At 65.2% G+C, this 16,506-nt stretch carries 23 protein-coding genes, 1 tRNA gene and 2 riboswitches; of the genes, 12 read left to right on the plus strand and 12 right to left on the minus strand.

The genetic code is table 11. From position 1 onward, the window contains the following. Positions 1–94 (plus strand): 4Fe-4S dicluster domain-containing protein (locus tag CON77_RS09690; RefSeq protein ID WP_157826905.1); only part of this gene is annotated, 94 nt, incomplete at its 5' end. A gap of 9 nt (positions 95–103) precedes the next feature. On the opposite strand, the gene CON77_RS09695 is transcribed toward CON77_RS09690, so the two are convergent. Beyond that, complete coding sequence (locus CON77_RS09695) at positions 104–694, minus strand: cyclic nucleotide-binding domain-containing protein (RefSeq protein WP_101048951.1); 591 nt, start codon at positions 692–694, stop codon at positions 104–106. A gap of 122 nt (positions 695–816) precedes the next feature. Next, positions 817–925: riboswitch (glycine riboswitch) on the plus strand. A gap of 21 nt (positions 926–946) precedes the next feature. Further along, positions 947–1,050: riboswitch (glycine riboswitch) on the plus strand. A 62-nt stretch (positions 1,051–1,112) separates the two neighbouring features. On the opposite strand from CON77_RS09695, the gene gcvT reads away from it, so the two are divergent. The 4 genes from gcvT (at position 1,113) to CON77_RS09715 (ending at position 6,105) form a co-directional block, all read left to right on the plus strand. Next, positions 1,113–2,240, plus strand: a complete 1,128-nt coding sequence (gcvT, locus tag CON77_RS09700; RefSeq protein ID WP_101048952.1) for a glycine cleavage system aminomethyltransferase GcvT — start codon at positions 1,113–1,115, stop codon at positions 2,238–2,240. 73 nt (positions 2,241–2,313) lie between these two features. After that, complete coding sequence (gene gcvH / locus CON77_RS09705; RefSeq protein ID WP_101048953.1) at positions 2,314–2,679, plus strand: glycine cleavage system protein GcvH; 366 nt, start codon at positions 2,314–2,316, stop codon at positions 2,677–2,679. Between the two features lie 70 nt (positions 2,680–2,749). Beyond that, entirely contained in the window at positions 2,750–5,698 is a 2,949-nt protein-coding gene (gcvP, locus tag CON77_RS09710; protein WP_101048954.1) for an aminomethyl-transferring glycine dehydrogenase, read from the plus strand. A 104-nt stretch (positions 5,699–5,802) separates the two neighbouring features. Further along, positions 5,803–6,105: a hypothetical protein gene (locus CON77_RS09715; RefSeq protein ID WP_101048955.1), complete on the plus strand. Its 303-nt coding sequence runs from the start codon at positions 5,803–5,805 to the stop codon at positions 6,103–6,105. Positions 6,106–6,116: 11 nt separating this feature from the next. On the opposite strand, the gene CON77_RS09720 is transcribed toward CON77_RS09715, so the two are convergent. Then, positions 6,117–6,926 (minus strand): dioxygenase family protein, encoded by an 810-nt coding sequence (locus tag CON77_RS09720; RefSeq protein ID WP_232788481.1) that lies wholly within the window; start codon positions 6,924–6,926, stop codon positions 6,117–6,119. A 164-nt stretch (positions 6,927–7,090) separates the two neighbouring features. Between CON77_RS09720 and aroE the strand changes: the two genes are divergently transcribed. From aroE to CON77_RS09740, 4 genes are all read left to right on the plus strand, one after another. Further along, positions 7,091–7,921, plus strand: coding sequence for a shikimate dehydrogenase (aroE, locus tag CON77_RS09725; protein ID WP_101048956.1), 831 nt, complete (start codon positions 7,091–7,093; stop codon positions 7,919–7,921). 13 nt (positions 7,922–7,934) lie between these two features. Next, positions 7,935–8,882, plus strand: a complete 948-nt coding sequence (gene tal / locus CON77_RS09730) for a transaldolase (protein ID WP_101048957.1) — start codon at positions 7,935–7,937, stop codon at positions 8,880–8,882. Between the two features lie 84 nt (positions 8,883–8,966). Continuing rightward, positions 8,967–9,377, plus strand: coding sequence for a MerR family transcriptional regulator (locus CON77_RS09735; RefSeq protein ID WP_101048958.1), 411 nt, complete (start codon positions 8,967–8,969; stop codon positions 9,375–9,377). A gap of 28 nt (positions 9,378–9,405) precedes the next feature. Then, positions 9,406–9,482, plus strand: a tRNA-Pro gene (locus tag CON77_RS09740). Positions 9,483–9,869: 387 nt separating this feature from the next. On the opposite strand, the gene CON77_RS09745 is transcribed toward CON77_RS09740, so the two are convergent. The 8 genes from CON77_RS09745 to CON77_RS09780 all read right to left on the minus strand — a co-directional run bounded on the left by CON77_RS09745 (position 9,870) and on the right by CON77_RS09780 (position 14,063). Further along, positions 9,870–10,121 (minus strand): hypothetical protein, encoded by a 252-nt coding sequence (locus tag CON77_RS09745; protein WP_198552329.1) that lies wholly within the window; start codon positions 10,119–10,121, stop codon positions 9,870–9,872. A gap of 126 nt (positions 10,122–10,247) precedes the next feature. Then, complete coding sequence (locus tag CON77_RS09750; protein WP_198552330.1) at positions 10,248–10,886, minus strand: SCO family protein; 639 nt, start codon at positions 10,884–10,886, stop codon at positions 10,248–10,250. A 1-nt stretch (position 10,887) separates the two neighbouring features. Then, positions 10,888–11,562 carry a DsbA family protein gene (locus tag CON77_RS09755; protein WP_232788482.1) on the minus strand — a complete coding sequence of 225 codons (675 nt, stop codon included), beginning with the start codon at positions 11,560–11,562 and terminating at the stop codon, positions 10,888–10,890. Between the two features lie 26 nt (positions 11,563–11,588). After that, positions 11,589–12,005, minus strand: coding sequence for a disulfide bond formation protein B (locus CON77_RS09760; RefSeq protein WP_101048961.1), 417 nt, complete (start codon positions 12,003–12,005; stop codon positions 11,589–11,591). Next, positions 12,002–12,535, minus strand: coding sequence for a signal peptidase II (gene lspA / locus CON77_RS09765; RefSeq protein ID WP_101048962.1), 534 nt, complete (start codon positions 12,533–12,535; stop codon positions 12,002–12,004). The genes CON77_RS09760 and lspA overlap by 4 nt, the downstream gene beginning before the upstream one ends. A gap of 80 nt (positions 12,536–12,615) precedes the next feature. Continuing rightward, positions 12,616–12,954 carry a hypothetical protein gene (locus CON77_RS09770; protein WP_101048963.1) on the minus strand — a complete coding sequence of 113 codons (339 nt, stop codon included), beginning with the start codon at positions 12,952–12,954 and terminating at the stop codon, positions 12,616–12,618. Between the two features lie 64 nt (positions 12,955–13,018). Further along, positions 13,019–13,414: a DUF3703 domain-containing protein gene (locus CON77_RS09775; protein ID WP_101048970.1), complete on the minus strand. Its 396-nt coding sequence runs from the start codon at positions 13,412–13,414 to the stop codon at positions 13,019–13,021. After that, positions 13,398–14,063 (minus strand): cation efflux transmembrane domain-containing protein, encoded by a 666-nt coding sequence (locus CON77_RS09780; protein WP_101048964.1) that lies wholly within the window; start codon positions 14,061–14,063, stop codon positions 13,398–13,400. The genes CON77_RS09775 and CON77_RS09780 overlap by 17 nt, the downstream gene beginning before the upstream one ends. 84 nt (positions 14,064–14,147) lie before the next feature. Here CON77_RS09780 and CON77_RS09785 point away from each other — a divergent pair, with 84 nt between their 5' ends. Then, complete coding sequence (locus tag CON77_RS09785; RefSeq protein ID WP_101048965.1) at positions 14,148–14,585, plus strand: Cd(II)/Pb(II)-responsive transcriptional regulator; 438 nt, start codon at positions 14,148–14,150, stop codon at positions 14,583–14,585. A 6-nt stretch (positions 14,586–14,591) separates the two neighbouring features. Then, positions 14,592–14,909, plus strand: coding sequence for a YnfA family protein (locus tag CON77_RS09790; protein WP_101048966.1), 318 nt, complete (start codon positions 14,592–14,594; stop codon positions 14,907–14,909). A 139-nt stretch (positions 14,910–15,048) separates the two neighbouring features. Here CON77_RS09790 and CON77_RS09795 read toward each other — a convergent pair whose 3' ends face one another. Together CON77_RS09795 and CON77_RS09800 are read right to left on the minus strand one after the other, a co-directional pair. After that, complete coding sequence (locus CON77_RS09795; protein WP_198552332.1) at positions 15,049–15,594, minus strand: HEPN domain-containing protein; 546 nt, start codon at positions 15,592–15,594, stop codon at positions 15,049–15,051. Then, positions 15,591–15,896 (minus strand): topoisomerase DNA-binding C4 zinc finger domain-containing protein, encoded by a 306-nt coding sequence (locus CON77_RS09800; protein WP_101048967.1) that lies wholly within the window; start codon positions 15,894–15,896, stop codon positions 15,591–15,593. Before CON77_RS09800 ends, CON77_RS09795 begins: the two co-directional genes overlap by 4 nt. A gap of 47 nt (positions 15,897–15,943) precedes the next feature. Between CON77_RS09800 and CON77_RS09805 the strand changes: the two genes are divergently transcribed. Continuing rightward, complete coding sequence (locus CON77_RS09805; protein WP_101048968.1) at positions 15,944–16,276, plus strand: DUF4031 domain-containing protein; 333 nt, start codon at positions 15,944–15,946, stop codon at positions 16,274–16,276. The last annotated feature ends 230 nt before the right edge of the window (positions 16,277–16,506 follow it).

Consider the following 16,506-nt stretch of genomic DNA (forward strand, 5'->3'; position numbering starts at 1 on the left):
GCACTGCAAGACCTGCGACATCAAGGACCCGACGCAGAACATCGTCTGGGTCACGCCCGAGGGCGGTGGCGGGCCCAATTACGCGGGGATGTGAGGCCGCGCGTCAATCGGCGTCCGGCCCGTCGATGGCGGGCCAGTCCACCACCGGCGTCGGATCGACCGGGGCGTCCAGGGCTTCGCTCAGGGTCCGGTTCATTTGCGCGAACAGCTGCAGTTTGCGCGTGAGGTCGCGCACGTGCCCGGCCATGCGTTTGGCCATGGCCAGCAGCAAACGTGCACCCACCGCCGGGTGTTCGGCCAGCAGGCGCAAAAAATCTTCGCGGTCCAGGGTCGCCACCAGCAGGTCGGTGGTGGCGACGCAACTGGCCGAACGCGGGCCGCCGTCGAGCAGGCTGAGTTCGCCGATCAAGCTGCCCGGCCCCATGACGCGCACCACCAACTCGGCCTCGCCGGTCTGCAGGGCGGGGCTTTCCACCGACAGCTCGCCCTCCAGCACCAGCCACATCCGGTCCAACGCATCGGCCTCACCTTCGGCCACCAGCACGTCGCCCGCCGCCAGGGCCTGCGGCCGCATGTAGTCGACCACGGTCATGGCATCGTCCAGCCCCAGGCTGTCCAGCGCCGAGGGCGTGGCCAGCCAATGGGCGGCTTGCGACTTCAGTTCCACGGCCGAAGGGCCCTGCGGGTGCCTCATGGCGGGGTCTTTCCTGTCTGCCGCGAGGGCGGCAGCGATGGCGAAAATGATACGCGACGCCCCCACCGCTGTCCGCCGCCGCACCGGGCCCATGCGTCCATGGCGCGCCGACGGGCTACAATCTGCCCCTGTCAGGAGAGAGCTCCCCCGAGGGGCCGCCGAAGGCGCAGGAGGTCGAAGGGCGATGCCCACCGGCCCTGAACGCTCAGGCAAAAGGACTGGCAAGCGTCGAGCGCTCCCTGGGGACGCTCATCGTCACCCCCTGGAGAGAGCCCGGCCCCGAGTCGGGCCACCGAAGGAGCAAGCGCTGCATCGCCAGTGTGAATCTCTCAGGTAAAGCGGACAGGCGGGCAGTGCACATGCCACACCGGCCACGGTGGCTGGAGCATGTGTTTGCGCACCCCACTGCCCCCACGCCATGTCCGACACCGCTGCCCTGCTGACCACGCCCCTCAACGCCCTGCACCTGGAACTGGGTGCCCGCATGGTGCCCTTTGCTGGCTACTCCATGCCGGTGCAATACCCCGCCGGCCTGATGGCCGAACACGCCCACACCCGCAACGCCGCCGGCCTGTTCGACGTGTCGCACATGGGCCAGTTGCGTCTGGTGGGGGCCGACGCCGCCGCCGCGTTTGAAACCCTGATGCCGGTGGACGTGATCGGTCTGGGTTTGAACAAGCAACGCTACGGCCTGCTGCTGACCGACGCAGGCACCATCATCGACGACCTGATGTTCGTCAACCGGGGCAGCGACATTTTCGTGATCGTCAACGGCGCCTGCAAGGCCAGTGACATCGCCCACATCCAGGCCCGGATCGGCCAGCGTTGCCAGGTCGTCCCCATGCCCGAGCGCGCGCTGCTGGCCTTGCAAGGTCCGCAGGCGGTGGCCGCGCTGCAGCGCCTGGTGCCGGGCGTGGAGCAACTGGTGTTCATGACCGGTGGCGCCTACACCTGGAACGAGGCTGAGCTTTACATCACCCGCAGCGGCTACACCGGCGAGGACGGCTTCGAGATTTCCGTCCACAACGACCAGGCCGAGGCCCTGGCCCGCGCCCTGCTGGCCCAGCCCGAGGTTCAGCCCATCGGCCTGGGCGCGCGCAACTCGCTGCGCCTGGAAGCCGGCCTGTGCCTGTACGGCAACGACATCGACACCGGCACCACCCCGGTGGAAGCCGGCCTGAACTGGGCCATGCAGAAGGTCCGCCGCAGCGGTGGCGCCCGCGCCGGCGGCTTTCCTGGTGCCGACCGGGTGCTGGCCCAGCTGGACGGCAGCCAGCCCGCCACCCGCCTGCGCGTGGGCCTGCTGGCCAAAGACCGCATCCCGGTGCGCGAGCACGTCGAGCTGCAAAACACCGACGGCCAGCGCATCGGCGAAGTCACCAGCGGCCTGCTCGGTCCCACCATCAACCAGCCGATCGCGCTGGGCTACGTCGAATCCGGTTATGCTGCGCTCGGCACCCAGGTGCAGGCGCTGGTCCGTGGCAAGGCGGTGCCGATGGAAGTGGTCGCCCTGCCCTTCGTGCCCAACCGCTACCACCGCGGTTGACGGTTTCTTGCCCCGGTGCGCCCGGCGCTGCCGCCGCGCACCCACCCCACTTTTTTGACATCTGGAGCTGCACATGAGCCTGAAATACACCCCCGACCACGAATGGCTGAACGTGGAAGGCGACATCGCCACCGTCGGCATCACCCACCACGCGCAGGACGCGCTGGGCGACGTGGTGTTCGTGGAGCTGCCCGAGGTGGGCGCCACCTTCGCCGCCAAGGACGTGGCCGGCGTGGTCGAGTCGGTCAAGGCCGCGGCCGATGTGTACATGCCCGTGACCGGTGAAATCACCGCAGTCAACGAGGCCCTGCGCGACGACCCCTCGCTGGCCAACAGCGACCCGCTGGGCGCCGGTTGGTTCTTCAAAGTCAAGCTCAGCAACGCCGCCGAACTCGACGGCCTGCTGGACGAAACCGCCTACGGCGCCTTGACCCAGTAAATCCCCGCGTCCCTTTTCGGCACCGCCCTCGGGCGGTGTCTTTCCTTGATCTTGCCCGGAGCAACCCGCCATGTTGTCGTCCACCCCCCGCCCCCTGGCCGAACTTGAAAACGCCAGCGAATTCATCGCCCGCCACATCGGCATCGGCGCCGAAGACGAAGCCCACATGCTGTCCGTCATCGGCGAGGCCTCGCGCCGCGCCCTGATCGACGGCATCGTGCCGCGCAGCATCGCCCGCGGCGCTGGCATGGCCCTGCCACCCGCCGTCACCGAGGCCGAGGCACTGGCCGAACTCAAGGCCATCGCGGGCAAGAACAAGGTCTTCAAAAGCTTCATCGGGCAGGGGTATTACAACACCCATACCCCGGGTGTGATCCTGCGCAACATCCTGGAAAACCCCGCCTGGTACACCGCCTACACGCCCTACCAGGCCGAAATTTCGCAGGGTCGCATGGAAGCCCTGGTCAACTTCCAGACCATGGTCGCCGACCTGACCGGCATGGACATCGCCAACGCCTCCATGCTGGACGAGGCCACCGCCGCCGCCGAGGCCATGACCCTGGCCAAGCGCTCGGTCAAGGCCAAGGGCCACACCTTCGTGGTCAGTGCCGACTGCCACCCGCAAACGGTGGAGGTGATCCGCACCCGCGCCCTGCCGCTGGGCCTGGCGGTGCAGGTGGTGGCCTCGGAAGCCGAGTGGAACGCGGCTATTCGCCATGACGACTGCTTCGCCGCCATCAACCAGTACCCCGGCAGCACCGGCTGGCTGTGCGACTGGAGCGCCTCCGCCGCCACCCTGCACGACCGCGGCGCCGCCTTGATCCTGGCGGCCGACCTGCTGGCGCTGACGCTGCTGAAATCCCCCGGCGAAATGGGCGCCGACATCGTGGTGGGCGCCAGCCAGCGCTTCGGCATGCCCATGGGTGCCGGTGGCCCGCACGCCGCCTACATGGCCTGCCGCGACGCGTTCAAGCGTTCGCTGCCCGGCCGCTTGGTGGGCGTGAGCGTGGACGTGCACGGCCACCCGGCCTACCGCCTGGCACTGCAAACCCGCGAGCAGCACATCCGCCGCGAAAAAGCCACCTCCAACATCTGCACCGCACAGGTGCTGCCGGCGGTCATCGCCAGCATGTACGCCGTGTACCACGGCCCGCAAGGCCTGAAGCGCATCGCCGAACGCGTGGCCACCTACACCGCCATCCTGGCGCAAGGCCTGCAAACCCTGGGCGTGCAGGTGGTGCACCACACCGCTTTCGACACCCTGACCGTGGCCACCGCCAGCGCCGGCGCGGCCCACGCCCTGGTGCAGCACGCCGCGGCCAACGGCGTCAACCTGCGCCCGCTGTCCGGCGCGCGCGCCCACTGCGTGGCCCTGTCGCTGGACGAAACCACCACCCGCGACGACCTCGCCCTGCTGTGGTCGCTGTTCGCCCAGCCGGGCCAGGCCCTGCCGCAGGTGGCCACTTTCGAAGGCGGCGTGGCCGCGCTGATCCCGTCCGAACTGCGCCGCACCAGCACCTACCTGACGCACCCGGTGTTCAACAGCCACCACTCCGAAACCGGCATGCTGCGCTACATCCGCGCCCTGTCCGACAAGGACCTGGCGCTGGACCGCAGCATGATCCCGCTGGGCAGCTGCACCATGAAGCTCAACGCCACCAGCGAGATGATCCCCATCACCTGGCCGGAATTCGCCCACCTACACCCCTACGCCCCGGCCGACCAGTTGGAAGGCTACCGCCTGCTGGACGAACAGCTGCGCGCCTGGCTGTGCCAAGCCACCGGCTACGCCGCCATCAGCCTGCAGCCCAACGCCGGCTCGCAGGGTGAATACGCCGGCCTGCTGGCCATCCGGGGCTACCACGCCGCGCGTGGCGAGGGCCACCGCAACATCTGCCTGATCCCGTCCAGCGCCCACGGCACCAACCCCGCCAGCGCCCAAATGGCCGGCATGGAGGTGGTCGTCACCAAGTGCGACGAGCAAGGCAACGTGGACTTGGACGACCTGCGCGCCGCCTGCGAAAAACACAGCGCGAACCTGGCCGCGGTGATGATCACCTACCCCAGCACCCACGGCGTGTTCGAAACCGAGGTGAAGGCCCTGTGCGAGCTGGTGCACCGCCACGGCGGCCGCGTCTACGTGGACGGCGCCAACATGAACGCCCTGGTCGGCGTGGCCGCGCCGGGCGAATTCGGCGGCGACGTGAGCCACCTGAACCTGCACAAGACCTTCTGCATCCCGCACGGTGGTGGCGGCCCCGGCGTCGGCCCGGTGTGCGTGGTGGCCGACCTGGCCCCCTACCTGCCCGGCCACGCCACGGCCAGCACCCAGGGCGCCTACGTGGGTCCGGTCAACGACACCGTCTCCAGCGCCACCCCAGCCGTGGGCGCCGTCTCGGCCGCGCCGCTGGGCAACGCCGCCGTGCTGCCCATCAGCTGGATGTACATCCGCATGATGGGCGCGGCCGGTCTGCAGCAGGCCACCGAAACCGCCATCCTCAGCGCCAACTACATCAGCAAGCGCCTGGCCGACCACTACCCCACCCTGTACGCCAGCGCCAACGGCCACGTGGCGCACGAGTGCATCCTGGACCTGCGTGGCCTGAAGGAAACCAGTGGCGTCATGGCCGAAGACGTGGCCAAGCGCCTGATGGACTACGGCTTCCACGCCCCGACGCTGAGCTTCCCCGTCGCCAACACCCTGATGGTGGAACCCACCGAAAGCGAAACCCGCGAAGAACTGGACCGTTTCATCGACGCCATGATTGCCATCCGCGACGAGGTGCGCCAGGTGGAAGCCGGTGTCTGGCCCAAGGACGACAACCCGCTGAAAAATGCCCCGCACACGGCCAACAGCCTGCTGCAGGGCGAGTGGGCCCACGCCTACCCGCGCGAGGTGGGTGCCATGCTGAAGACCGGCCAGGCCGTGAAGTACTGGCCGTCGGTGGGCCGGGTGGACAACGTCTACGGCGACCGCAACCTGTTCTGCAGCTGCGTGCCGGTGGGCGACTGCGCCTGAGCGCCCTGGGCGCCGCCGCCCTTGTGCCGGCCCTTGTGACGGCGGCGCCAAAGTCCTACACTGCCTCTGGATGCGGTCGCACAAGGCCGCTGCAAGGAGACGACATGGACGAAGCGAACACGCCGTTGTCGCAAGCCGCAGAAGAGCACCTGCGCGCCCTCTCGGGGTTGCCCTACCCACAGGCCCTGACGGGCCAGTTCCCCCGCATCGCCAACCAGATCGTCGCCCTGAAAGACGACGAGTCCGGTTTGCGCCACTACTTCGACGAACTCACGCACGACCACCGGGGCGGCCGGCACGGCTTCCCCTTCGATGTGCTCATGGACATCCTGGCCCTGCGCGAGCGCATGCTCGAAGACGCCACGCCCGACCTCAACGCCAACGACGACACCAAGTGGGTGTCGTAAAGGCCGCGTGCTCAATGCAGGGCGAAGCTGTCCATGGCCAGGTGGCCGTACTGGACCTCGCGGGTGAAGTAGTCGGGCTGCGCCCCCCCTGGGTACCCCCAGCCAGCCGCCCCCAGGGCGAAAAACAAGGGCAGGAAATGCTCGTCGGTCGGGTGTGAACGGACCGCGGCCGGGGCTTGGCGGCGGTAGTCGAACAAGGCCTCCATGTCCTGGGCCTGCAGGGCCGACTCGACCCAGCGGGCAAAGTCGTGTGCATAAGGGGCCGTGGGTGCCTCCATCTCGGGCCGATCGCCGCCGAAGAGTTCGTGCAGGTTGTGGGTCATGCTGCCCGACCCGACCAGCAACACCCCCTGCTCGCGCAGGTCGGCCAGGGCCGCGCCCAGGCCGTACAAGGCCTGCGGACTGGCACGCGCCGGCAGCGCCACCTGCACCACCGGCACCTGGGCCTGCGGCAGCAGAAAGCGCAAAGGCATCCAGGCACCGTGGTCGAAGGGGCGCTCGGCGTCCGCCTGCACCGACACGCCCGCCGCCGACCAACGGTCCAGCACCGCCTGGGCCACTTCGGGCGCGCCCGGGGCCGGGTACTGCAGTCGGTACAAAGGCTCGGGAAACCCGCCGAAATCGTGCCAGGTGGCGGGCTGCGGATTCGTCATCACCCGGGCGCCGGGCGCCATCCAGTGCGGCGACATCACCACCACGGCCCGCAAGGTGGCCGCATCCAGCGTGGCGCCCAAGGCGGTCAGGGCGGGCCCGGCCTCGCCCGGGACCAGCGCCAGCATGGGCGAACCGTGGGACACAAACAGAACGGGTTGGGCAGACATGGAACGGTCCTTCGATGACATTGACAGCAGCTCTGCATGGTAGTTCTGCGGGCTGCGCAGACGGGCCATCTTCCATGACGGCCACGTTCAAAAAATTTGCACCTTCGCCATCGGCGACAATGGGCCCCAGCCGATCACGGCCCCCGATTTTCAGTGCAGCACCCATGGACCGTTACGCCGTCATAGGCCACCCGATTGGCCACAGCAAATCGCCCCTCATCCACAGCGCCTTCGCCCAAGCCACCGGCCAGGCGCTGACCTACACCGCCATCGAAGCGCCGCTGGACGGTTTTGCCGCGACCGTGGACCGCTTCCGCGCCGACGGCGGCCGGGGCGTGAACGTGACGGTGCCGTTCAAGCTGGACGCCTGCGCCTACGCCACCGACCTGGCCGACAGCGCCCGCGCGGCCGGGGCCGCCAACGCCCTGAAGTTCGACGGCAGCCGCTGCCTGGCCGAGAACTTCGACGGCGTGGGGCTGGTGCGCGACATCGTGCACAACCTGGCCCAGGCGGTGCGCGGCCGGCGCGTGCTGCTGCTGGGCGCCGGAGGCGCCACCCGTGGCGCCCTGCTGCCCCTGCTGGAACAGGCCCCGGCGCTGTTGTTCGTGGCCAACCGCACCGTGGGCAAAGCACAGGCCCTGGTGCAGGAGTTCGTCGGCCGCGGCGCCTCGGCCGCGGTGCTGGCCGGTGGCGGTTACGGCGACCTGGGCAATGCCGCCTTTGACGTGGTCATCAACGCCACCTCGGCCAGCCTGGGCCAGGAGCGCCCGCCGGTGCCCGCCAGCGCGTGGCAGGCCGACGGCCTGGCCTACGACATGGTCTACGGCAAAGGCCTGACCCCCTTCCTGCAAGACGCCCAGGCGGCCGGCGTGCGCCACCTGGCCGACGGCGTGGGCATGCTGGTGGAACAGGCCGCCGAAGCCTTTGCCTGGTGGCGTGGCGTGCGCCCCGCCACCGCCGACGTGATCCGCCGCATCCACGTGCCCCTGAATTGACCCCAGCCCCACCATGAACCAGCTCGACGCGCTCAAGCAACACACCACCGTGGTCGCCGACACCGGCGACTTCCTGCAACTCGCGCAATTCCAGCCGCGCGACGCCACCACCAACCCCTCGCTCATCCTCAAGTCGGTGCAAAAGCCCGAGTACGCCCCGCTGCTGCGCGACACCGTGGCCCGCCACGGCCAGGCCGCGATGGACGAGCAGGTGGACCGGCTGCTGGTGCGCTTCGGGCTGGAAATTTTGTCTGTGGTGCCGGGGCGCGTGTCCACCGAAGTCGATGCCCGCCTGAGCTTCGACACCGCGGCCACCGTGGCCCGGGCCCAGCGCCTCATGTCCCTGTACCGCGCCGAAGGCGTGCCCACCGAACGGGTGCTGATCAAGATCGCCGCCACCTGGGAAGGCATCCAGGCCGCACAGCAGTTGGAACAGGCGGGCATCCGCACCAACCTCACCCTGCTGTTCGCCTTCTGCCAGGCCGTGGCCTGCGGCCAGGCCGGCGTGCGGCTGATTTCGCCGTTTGTTGGCCGCATTTACGACTGGTACAAAAAACAGGCCGGCGCCCAGTGGGACGAAGCCGCCATGGCCGGTGCCAACGACCCCGGCGTGCGCTCGGTGCGCCAGATCTACGAGCACTACAAGCGCTTCGGCATCGCCACCGAGGTCATGGGCGCGAGCTTCCGCAACATCGGCCAGATCGTGGCGCTGGCCGGCTGCGACCTGCTCACCATCAGCCCCGAATTGCTGGCCCAACTGGCCGCCAGCGAGTCGCCCCTGACCCGAGCACTCGACCCACAGGCCGCCCAGGCCCTGGACCTGCCCGCGGTGCAGCACACCGAAGCCAGCTTCCGCTACGCGCTGAACGAAGACGCCATGGCCACCGAAAAACTGGCCGAAGGCATACGCGCCTTCTGCGTGGACGCGGTCAAGCTGGAACAACTGATCCGCGCGGCCTGACGCTCACACAAATCCACCATGCGGTTTGGCAATCGCCAGAACTTGGAGTAGATTCCAAGGTTTACCCCGCAGCGCCTTGATTCCATGGAAGACCTTCTGCCACCCATCCCCGCCAAGCGATATTTCACCATCGGTGAGGTGGGCGAATTGTGTGGTGTCAAACCCCACGTGCTGCGCTACTGGGAGCAGGAATTCACGCAGCTGCGGCCGATGAAGCGCCGCGGCAACCGGCGCTACTACCAGCACCACGAGGTGCTGATGATCCGCCGCATCCGCGAGCTGCTCTACGACCAGGGCTTCACCATCCACGGCGCACGCAACCGCCTGCAGGAACTGGCCCAACAGGAACGCGAACAACGCCGAACCACCCCCGCGGCAGCAGAAGCCGCGACCATGCCCACGGCCGAGCCGGTCACGGCAGGCGGCACCCTGGATTGGACCGCGGTGCGCCACGAGCTGCTGGCACTGCAAAAACTGCTGACGGATCCGATTTGAGGGAAAAACCGGTTACAATCTAAGGCTTCGGCGTGTAGCGCAGCCTGGTAGCGCACTTGCATGGGGTGCAAGGGGTCGCGAGTTCGAATCCCGCCACGCCGACCATAAAAATCAACGACTTACAGCTCACAAGGCTGTAAGTCGTTTTTCTTTGTGCAGCCTAGAATCCTCAATGTAGGAACCAATGTAGGAACTGCACTCCGGTGCGAAGAATGTTGCTCTACTACTAGGCACACCTCCAAGATATCGCTATAGATACTGCGCAACAAAGTATGGAGTTGCGTGACCCCACTTAACACTCATTCGCTAAGCGGAACACTCCCACCAACAATGTTCGGCGAATCCGGTTTGCAGCGAAAGCTGCCATCCCTTCCATGGAGAAAGAGTCCCCTTTCTTTACGAATACGGACCCTTGTACGATGGGCTACACAGCGAGAGCAGCGTGGCTGATGCTGCAATTGCGAGATCAGTCCGCTGGAACTCGCCAGTCGCTCATTTCATCCGCTGGATGTCGCTGTATTCCCCGCCGGTCTTCAGCATCACGGTGACATCGGCCTCGCCGCGGTTGCGCCAGAACCAACCGTGATTGCCTGTGAAGGCCGCGACCAACTCACCCTCATCCGAAGGAACGTCACGGCCCTTCTCGTAGCTGATGGAGCGCCCCTGCGCGTCACCATGGGTGTCGTAGTTGACCGCATCGCCCTGCACGCTCCAGGAGAACAGGGCCTTCTCGCCCTCCTTCATCTTGAGCTTGATCTCGGTGCCTTTGGCCCGGCGTGAGTGTGAAGGTCATCTCGTCGCGCTAGATTGCGCAGGTGGGCGGGCTTCATGACAAGACAGGAATGGTTTCGCCAAGGGGGTCGAGGTGCCTCAGGCCGCGGACAAAAGGATCTGGATGTCCGACGCGATCGTGGCGGCATCGGTTCCGTAGGCGGAAAACAGGCGGACCCGGGCTTCGGTGTCGAAGATGTACTTCCCTGCCGAGTGGTCCATGGTGTAGGAGGTCGGGGTCGAACCCGGGACCTTCTTGTAATATATCTTGAAGCCAGTGGCGACGTCTTTGAGTTCGTCGGGCTCGGGCCGCAGCGCGATGAAGCTCGGGTCGAAGTTCGCCATGTATTCCTTCAGCAGCGCCTGCGTGTCCCGCTCGGGGTCCACCGTGACGAAGAGCACCTGCAGTCGATCACCCTGGGCACCCAGCAAACGCTTGACCTCTGCCATGGTGGTCATCGAGGTGGGGCAGACGTCCGGGCACTGCGTGAAGCCGAAGAAAACGACCGCGATCTTGCCCTTGAAGTCCTTCATCTTCCTCAGGTTGCCGTTGTGATCCTTCAGCCGGAGATCCTGGGCAAAGGAGGCGCCGGTCACATCGGTGCTCTTGAACTTGGGCGCTTCTTGTGAACAGGCCATCAACGCAGGGATACCTGCCAAGCAAGCGAACGACGTCTGAACAAATCGCCGACGGTCGACAGACGAATCGTTTGAAATGGGTGGAAAACGCTGGCTCATGTCACTTCCTGGCTTTGGCCACTTCTTCGGCCACGAGCGCCATCAACTGCTGATCGCCAAAAGACGGCAGACCACGGCCATTGACGAAGAAGGTGGGGGTCTTGGTCACTTCCAGGGCGGTCAGGTCCTCGATGTCCTGCTTCAGAACCGCGTCGATGGCTGGTGTCTGTGCGTCGGCCTGTGCCTTGGCTATGTCCAGACCCGCTTCTTGTGCAGCGCGGTATGCGAGATCGAGGTTGGGCTTGCCATGGTCGGCCCACTGCGGCTGGGCGGCCAGCACCATCTCCAGCACGGGCAGGTACTTGTCTTGCAGTTTGGCGGCTTCCAGCAACTTGACCACCTGATCAGAACCGGCATGGAAGGGGGCGTAGCGAATCACCAGGCGCACATCGTTCGGGTATTGCTTGAGGATGTCTTTGACGATGGGGTAGAACGCGCGGCAGGTCTCGCACGCCGGGTCAAAGAACTCGACGATGGTGACCGGCGCGTTGCGCGGCCCGAAGACCGGCGAATGGAAGCGGACCAGCCGGTTGTCTGCCGGGCTACCCGACGGGTTGGCCGGCTGAGCGGTGGATTCCTTAACGACCTGGTTGACCTTCTCTGCCTGCGAGTTCTGGACCCGCTTCTGGTAGGCATTCATGCCCAGGAAGAAGAACACCAGGACGATGGCGACCAAGGCGGCGACGGTGATTTTTTTGGAATTCATCGTGAGGACTTTCTGAGGTAGACGACGAGAAGGATGACCAGCGCCATGAACGCGGCCAGTGACAGCCAGGGAATCTGGACGCCATTGAGGATTTCGAGCTTCTGGTCCGCGCAAGACACCCCGGCGCTGCAAGGCACCCAGGCTTTGGGGATCAGGCCCGCGACCAGCAAGGTGTGGTAGCCAGCCATGGCCAGACCGCCCAGGGCCAGGGCCAGGGCATAGATGGCGCCGCGGCGGTCATCGGTGAAGCAGGCGATCCCCAGGATGATGGCGATGGGGAACATGAAGATGCGCTGGTACCAGCACAGCACGCACGGCGTCATGCCCATGACTTCACCGATAAACAGCGCGCCCAGGGTGGCGGTGATTGCCACCAGCCAGGCCAGCAGCAACAGGGTCCAGGGCCGGGTCATGATGGACGCTCCGAGGAGGCGACTGACGGCCGAAAGGACATCAGAATCCAGGCGCCCGCTGCCAGCACGATGAACACATCGGCCAGGTTGAAGGCCGGCCAATGCAGCCCACGCCAGTGGATGTCGAGGAAGTCGGTGACCGCGCCGCTGGCGATGCGGTCGATCAGGTTGCCGCTGCCGCCAGCCACCAGCAATGCTCCCGCGGTCCGTTCCAGCGGTTCCACCTGGCGCGCGAGGCAGACAAAGGTAATGGGCACCACCACCATGAAACCGATAGCGATGAAGAACACCCGCTGCCAGCCGCCCGCATCGGCCAGCAGCGAAAACGCGGCACCAGTATTGAGCACATGAACCAGGTTGAACCAGGTCGTGACCTCGACGGCCGTGCCCAGCGCGATGGAGCTGGCAAACCAGGCTTTGCTCAACTGGTCCAGCGCCAGAAGAAAGGCCACGGCCAAAAGCCAAGCCAGGCGGGGACGGCCCCGCCAGGGAAATGCAGACATGAAAAAGAACCCTGAAAGAACGGACATCACCAGCCACGATGGCTGACTCGCTTCACAGGGATCGGAGCGGTGCGGCGCTGGGCGCCGTCAAAAAAGCCGAACCCTGGTCAGGCCAGGGTGGGCCACTGCGGCCGTTCGGGCCGCTCAATGAGGAGGACTTCGGTCCAGAGGCTGGCCACCATGTGCAGGCGGCTGGCTTCGTCGCTCGGGACAAAGAGCGCGCACGCCGACAGGGCCAGAGCGCCGGAGTGACAGCTTCCACAGTGGGAGTGCTGTGCGTGGGATTCACCGACATGGTTGTCGGTGTTGGCCAGAGCCGGCGCGACTGTCAGAGTGGCATGTGCGGAAGCACAGGGCTCATGCGCACAAGGCTCGCGCTCGGCCGCTCCCGCCCACTGCAGGGGCAGGCAGAACAGCATCAAGAGGGTGAGCAGAACGACGCGCATGACAGTGGGATTTTACGGCGCTGGCGCTGGGCGGGATGCGTTGCCCTGATTTGCCTCAGGATGTTCAACTGTCAGCTGAGGACTGGAACTGGCGAATGGTGGCCCACAGTTTCGGGGTCACCGTCATGGGCTGGAACGCACTGATGTTTGCGCGACCGGTGTTGCCCAGCGGGAGACGGCCGAGAAGATGTCCAAGAGGCACCAGGAGCAGCCTCAGGAATTGCCCGCCCAGCTCGGAAAGGTCGCGCGTCCGCCAGGCGAGCCCAAGCATGAAACAGTGAGAGCGTGCATGCGGGAGCAAGCGCGTCTGCCCCAGAACGTGCATGGCTTCGAGCAGGTGCCAAGCCTGCGCAACATCGTGATGGCCGAGGCGCTGGTAAGCCTGCGACAGCCGCTCGAAGGTGTGCGCGTCGAACACCACCGTCTCCACGGGCTCAATGGGCTCAATGGGCGTGGCCATGGTGGTCATGCCCGTGGTCACTGGCATCAGTGGTTCCAAGTTCTCCCCTGGCCTGACGCAACACCTGCCAGCCACCGTGCAAGGCCAGCCCCGCCATCAGCGCCGCCACGAGCAGATCTGGCCAGGCGGTCCCGGTACCAAAAACCCCCAGGGCTGCCAGGAACACCGCCACGTTGCCAATGGCATCGTTGCGGGAGCACAGCCAGACGCTGCGCATGTTGGCGTCGCCTTCGCGAAACGCATACAGCAGCCAGGCCACCGACACGTTGGCCAGCAGCGCCAGCAATGCCACCACACCCATGGTCGGCGCATCGGGTACCCGGCCGTTCCAGACCGCCCAGACGGCGCTGCCCAGCACATACAGACCAAACCCCATCATGCTGAACGCTTTGAGCATGGCCGCCCGAGCGCGCCAGGCCAGCGCAGACGCCAGCACAGCCAGCGACACACCGTAGTTCAGCGCGTCACCGGCGAAGTCGATGGCATCGGCCAGAAGGGACAGAGAACCGGATGAGAAGCCCGCAGCCAGTTCGACCAAAAACATGGCGGCATTGACGATCAGCGCGATCCACAGCACGCGTCGGTAGCGTGGCAGGTTGGTGATCTGTCCGGGGGCGGGGCATTCGTGTTCACAGCAGTGGGCCGACATGGAAACTCCTTCAGAATGCCGGTATTGGAAACCCTGGAGCGACTCCAGAGTCAAGCCTTCCGTCCAACCGACCGGAGAAACCCCATGCGCATCAAGGAACTGGCCGAGGCCACTGGAGTGGACGTGGAAAACATTCGCTACTACGAAAAACAAGGCCTCCTGCCGGAGCCGGCCCGGCAGGACAACGGCTACCGCGACTACGCGAGCACCCATCTGGAACGTCTGGCCTTCATCCGCCACTGCCGCGCGCTGGAAATGCCGCTTGCCGATATCCGCCGGCTGCTGGGCGCGCTGGACGCACCGGGCGAGCCACACCCGGACGTGGACAGGCTGGTTCAGGAGCAGATCGACAAGGTGCGGGCGCGGCTCAAGAGCATGCGCGCACTGGAGAAGCAGCTGCTGTTGCTACAGGCCAGTTGTGGCCGTTGTGACGACGAAGGAACTGACTGCGGCATCCTCAAGGAACTGGTGGCCGCCGCGCATGGCGAAGCGTGCGCTTGCCATGCACATCTTTCGCACTGACCCACCATGAAGACCTTTTTGCTGTACGTCGCCACCGCCTTGACCGAGATCGTTGGCTGCTATCTGCCCTGGCTGTGGCTTCGCCAAGGAGGCTCAGCGTGGTTACTGCTGCCGGCCGCGGCCAGTCTCGCACTGTTCGCTTGGCTGTTGACTTTGCATGATGCGGCCTCAGGGCGTGTGTACGCAGCCTATGGCGGGGTTTATATCGGTGCAGCCATCGCGTGGCTGTGGGCGGTGGATGGAGTCCGACCTTCTGCCTGGGATGCAACCGGTGCGGCAGTGGCCTTGTTGGGTATGGGGATCATTGCGTTCCAGCCACGCTGACCATTTCGGTGCTTGGTCGGCTCATTCTCCGGACAAACCGACCAACTGTCGCTTGAGGGCTTCTTTGTCAAATGACTGCTTGCGGCCTCTTCGAACATTGATACGTCATGAAGGAATGACCGGATCCAGCCTAATCCGCTCATCCAAACGCCTTCTCCGTTGCCCTCACAAGCTCTTTCAGAAAATTGATCGCCTTCTGCAAATCCTCCTTCGTCACGGGGTGAGGCTGCGGGGGCCCTTTGACACTTACACGCGAACGGTGAACCACGTCACCGCGCAGATTGAGGTAGCCGTTGAGTTTTTGCTTGGCCGTTGGGGCATCGACGTGGTTCCACTTCCAATGAGGCAAGAGATCCACACCTGCGTAATCCTGAAACAGCTGTAGCGTCTTCTCTGCCGTAGGGTTGTGCAGCCGTTTGATCTCCTCTTCCAGCCTTGACTTGACGAAGCTACCCAGACTCGTGTCGGTCAGCCCACTCAAACGATGTAACGCGGCCTCTTGAACTCGATCCTCGACGTACGTCTCCCATGCGGTCATGGCCATCACCAGCCCCGCCCGCTTGAGCACCTCCGTCTCCGGCGGTGGCGGCAACGTGTTCAGGGTTTTGAAGTGTGCCAACAAGTTCTCCGCGTCCTTGATGGCCTCGGCAAAAGTCTGTTCGGCTTGAGAGGTCGTCATGTTCATCTGCGCATTGGTTGGGATCGGGGCGCTGTGCTGAATACCTTCTGATCCGTGTTGGTGTTGGAAATCTTCTTCGTGAACTTGCACCGTGGAAACCCAGTGCATCCATGGAACAGTCCGTACTTGCCCTTGCGGATGGTCAGGAAGCCCTGACCGCATTCCGGACACAGCTCTTCCTCCCGGTCTTCGCCGTCCAGGTTCTGGATGCTCAACCCATGGTCCTTGACCAGCTCGGTCACAAAGACTGACTCGCGTTTGGTCAAGGTGATCAAACGCACCGTCCGCTTGGCGCGGGTCAACGCCACACAAAGTGGCTACTAGGTGCTAACTTTGATCCACCCGCCTTTTAGCCATGTTACATTCTTTCAAAAAGGGGGGTAAATTGGTTTACGTAGACAATGCCAATGTGTCGAAGTACGGTCGTGGCTGGTTCCATCTCACCGCAGACAGCCTTGATGAGCTTCATGCTTTCGCCGCTTGCGTCGGGATACCTGCCCGCGCCTTCCATCGTGGGGCACGCCATCCCCACTACGACATCACTGCTGCCCAGCGGCTAAACGCCCTTTGCTGCGGCGCTTGTCCCGTAGGTCCTCGGGACGTCGTGCGCATTGCAAGGCAAGTACTCGTACCAGAGCCAGTCGTCGCTACTTCGAGCGGCGACGCGCAGCTAGCCCTCTTCGCCTAGGGCGTTCCTCCATCGTGTACGTTCGCGCTGATTCCCTGGACGACCTGTTGGCCAAGGTATATCGGCAGATATTGACGCGCGGCACTCGCATTGAACCCACGAAGGGCCCGGCTCGCGAAATCTACGGTATCTTGCTGAAACTGTCGGCGCCACGTCTGCGCCTCAGCCGGACTGAGTCACGTGGCATCCTTTTCAGCTGCCTTGGCGAGCTCCCTGATGGCCACCCAAAT

This window comes from Macromonas nakdongensis, from assembly GCF_002837145.1.
GTDB classification, from domain to species: domain Bacteria; phylum Pseudomonadota; class Gammaproteobacteria; order Burkholderiales; family Burkholderiaceae_C; genus Macromonas_B; species Macromonas_B nakdongensis.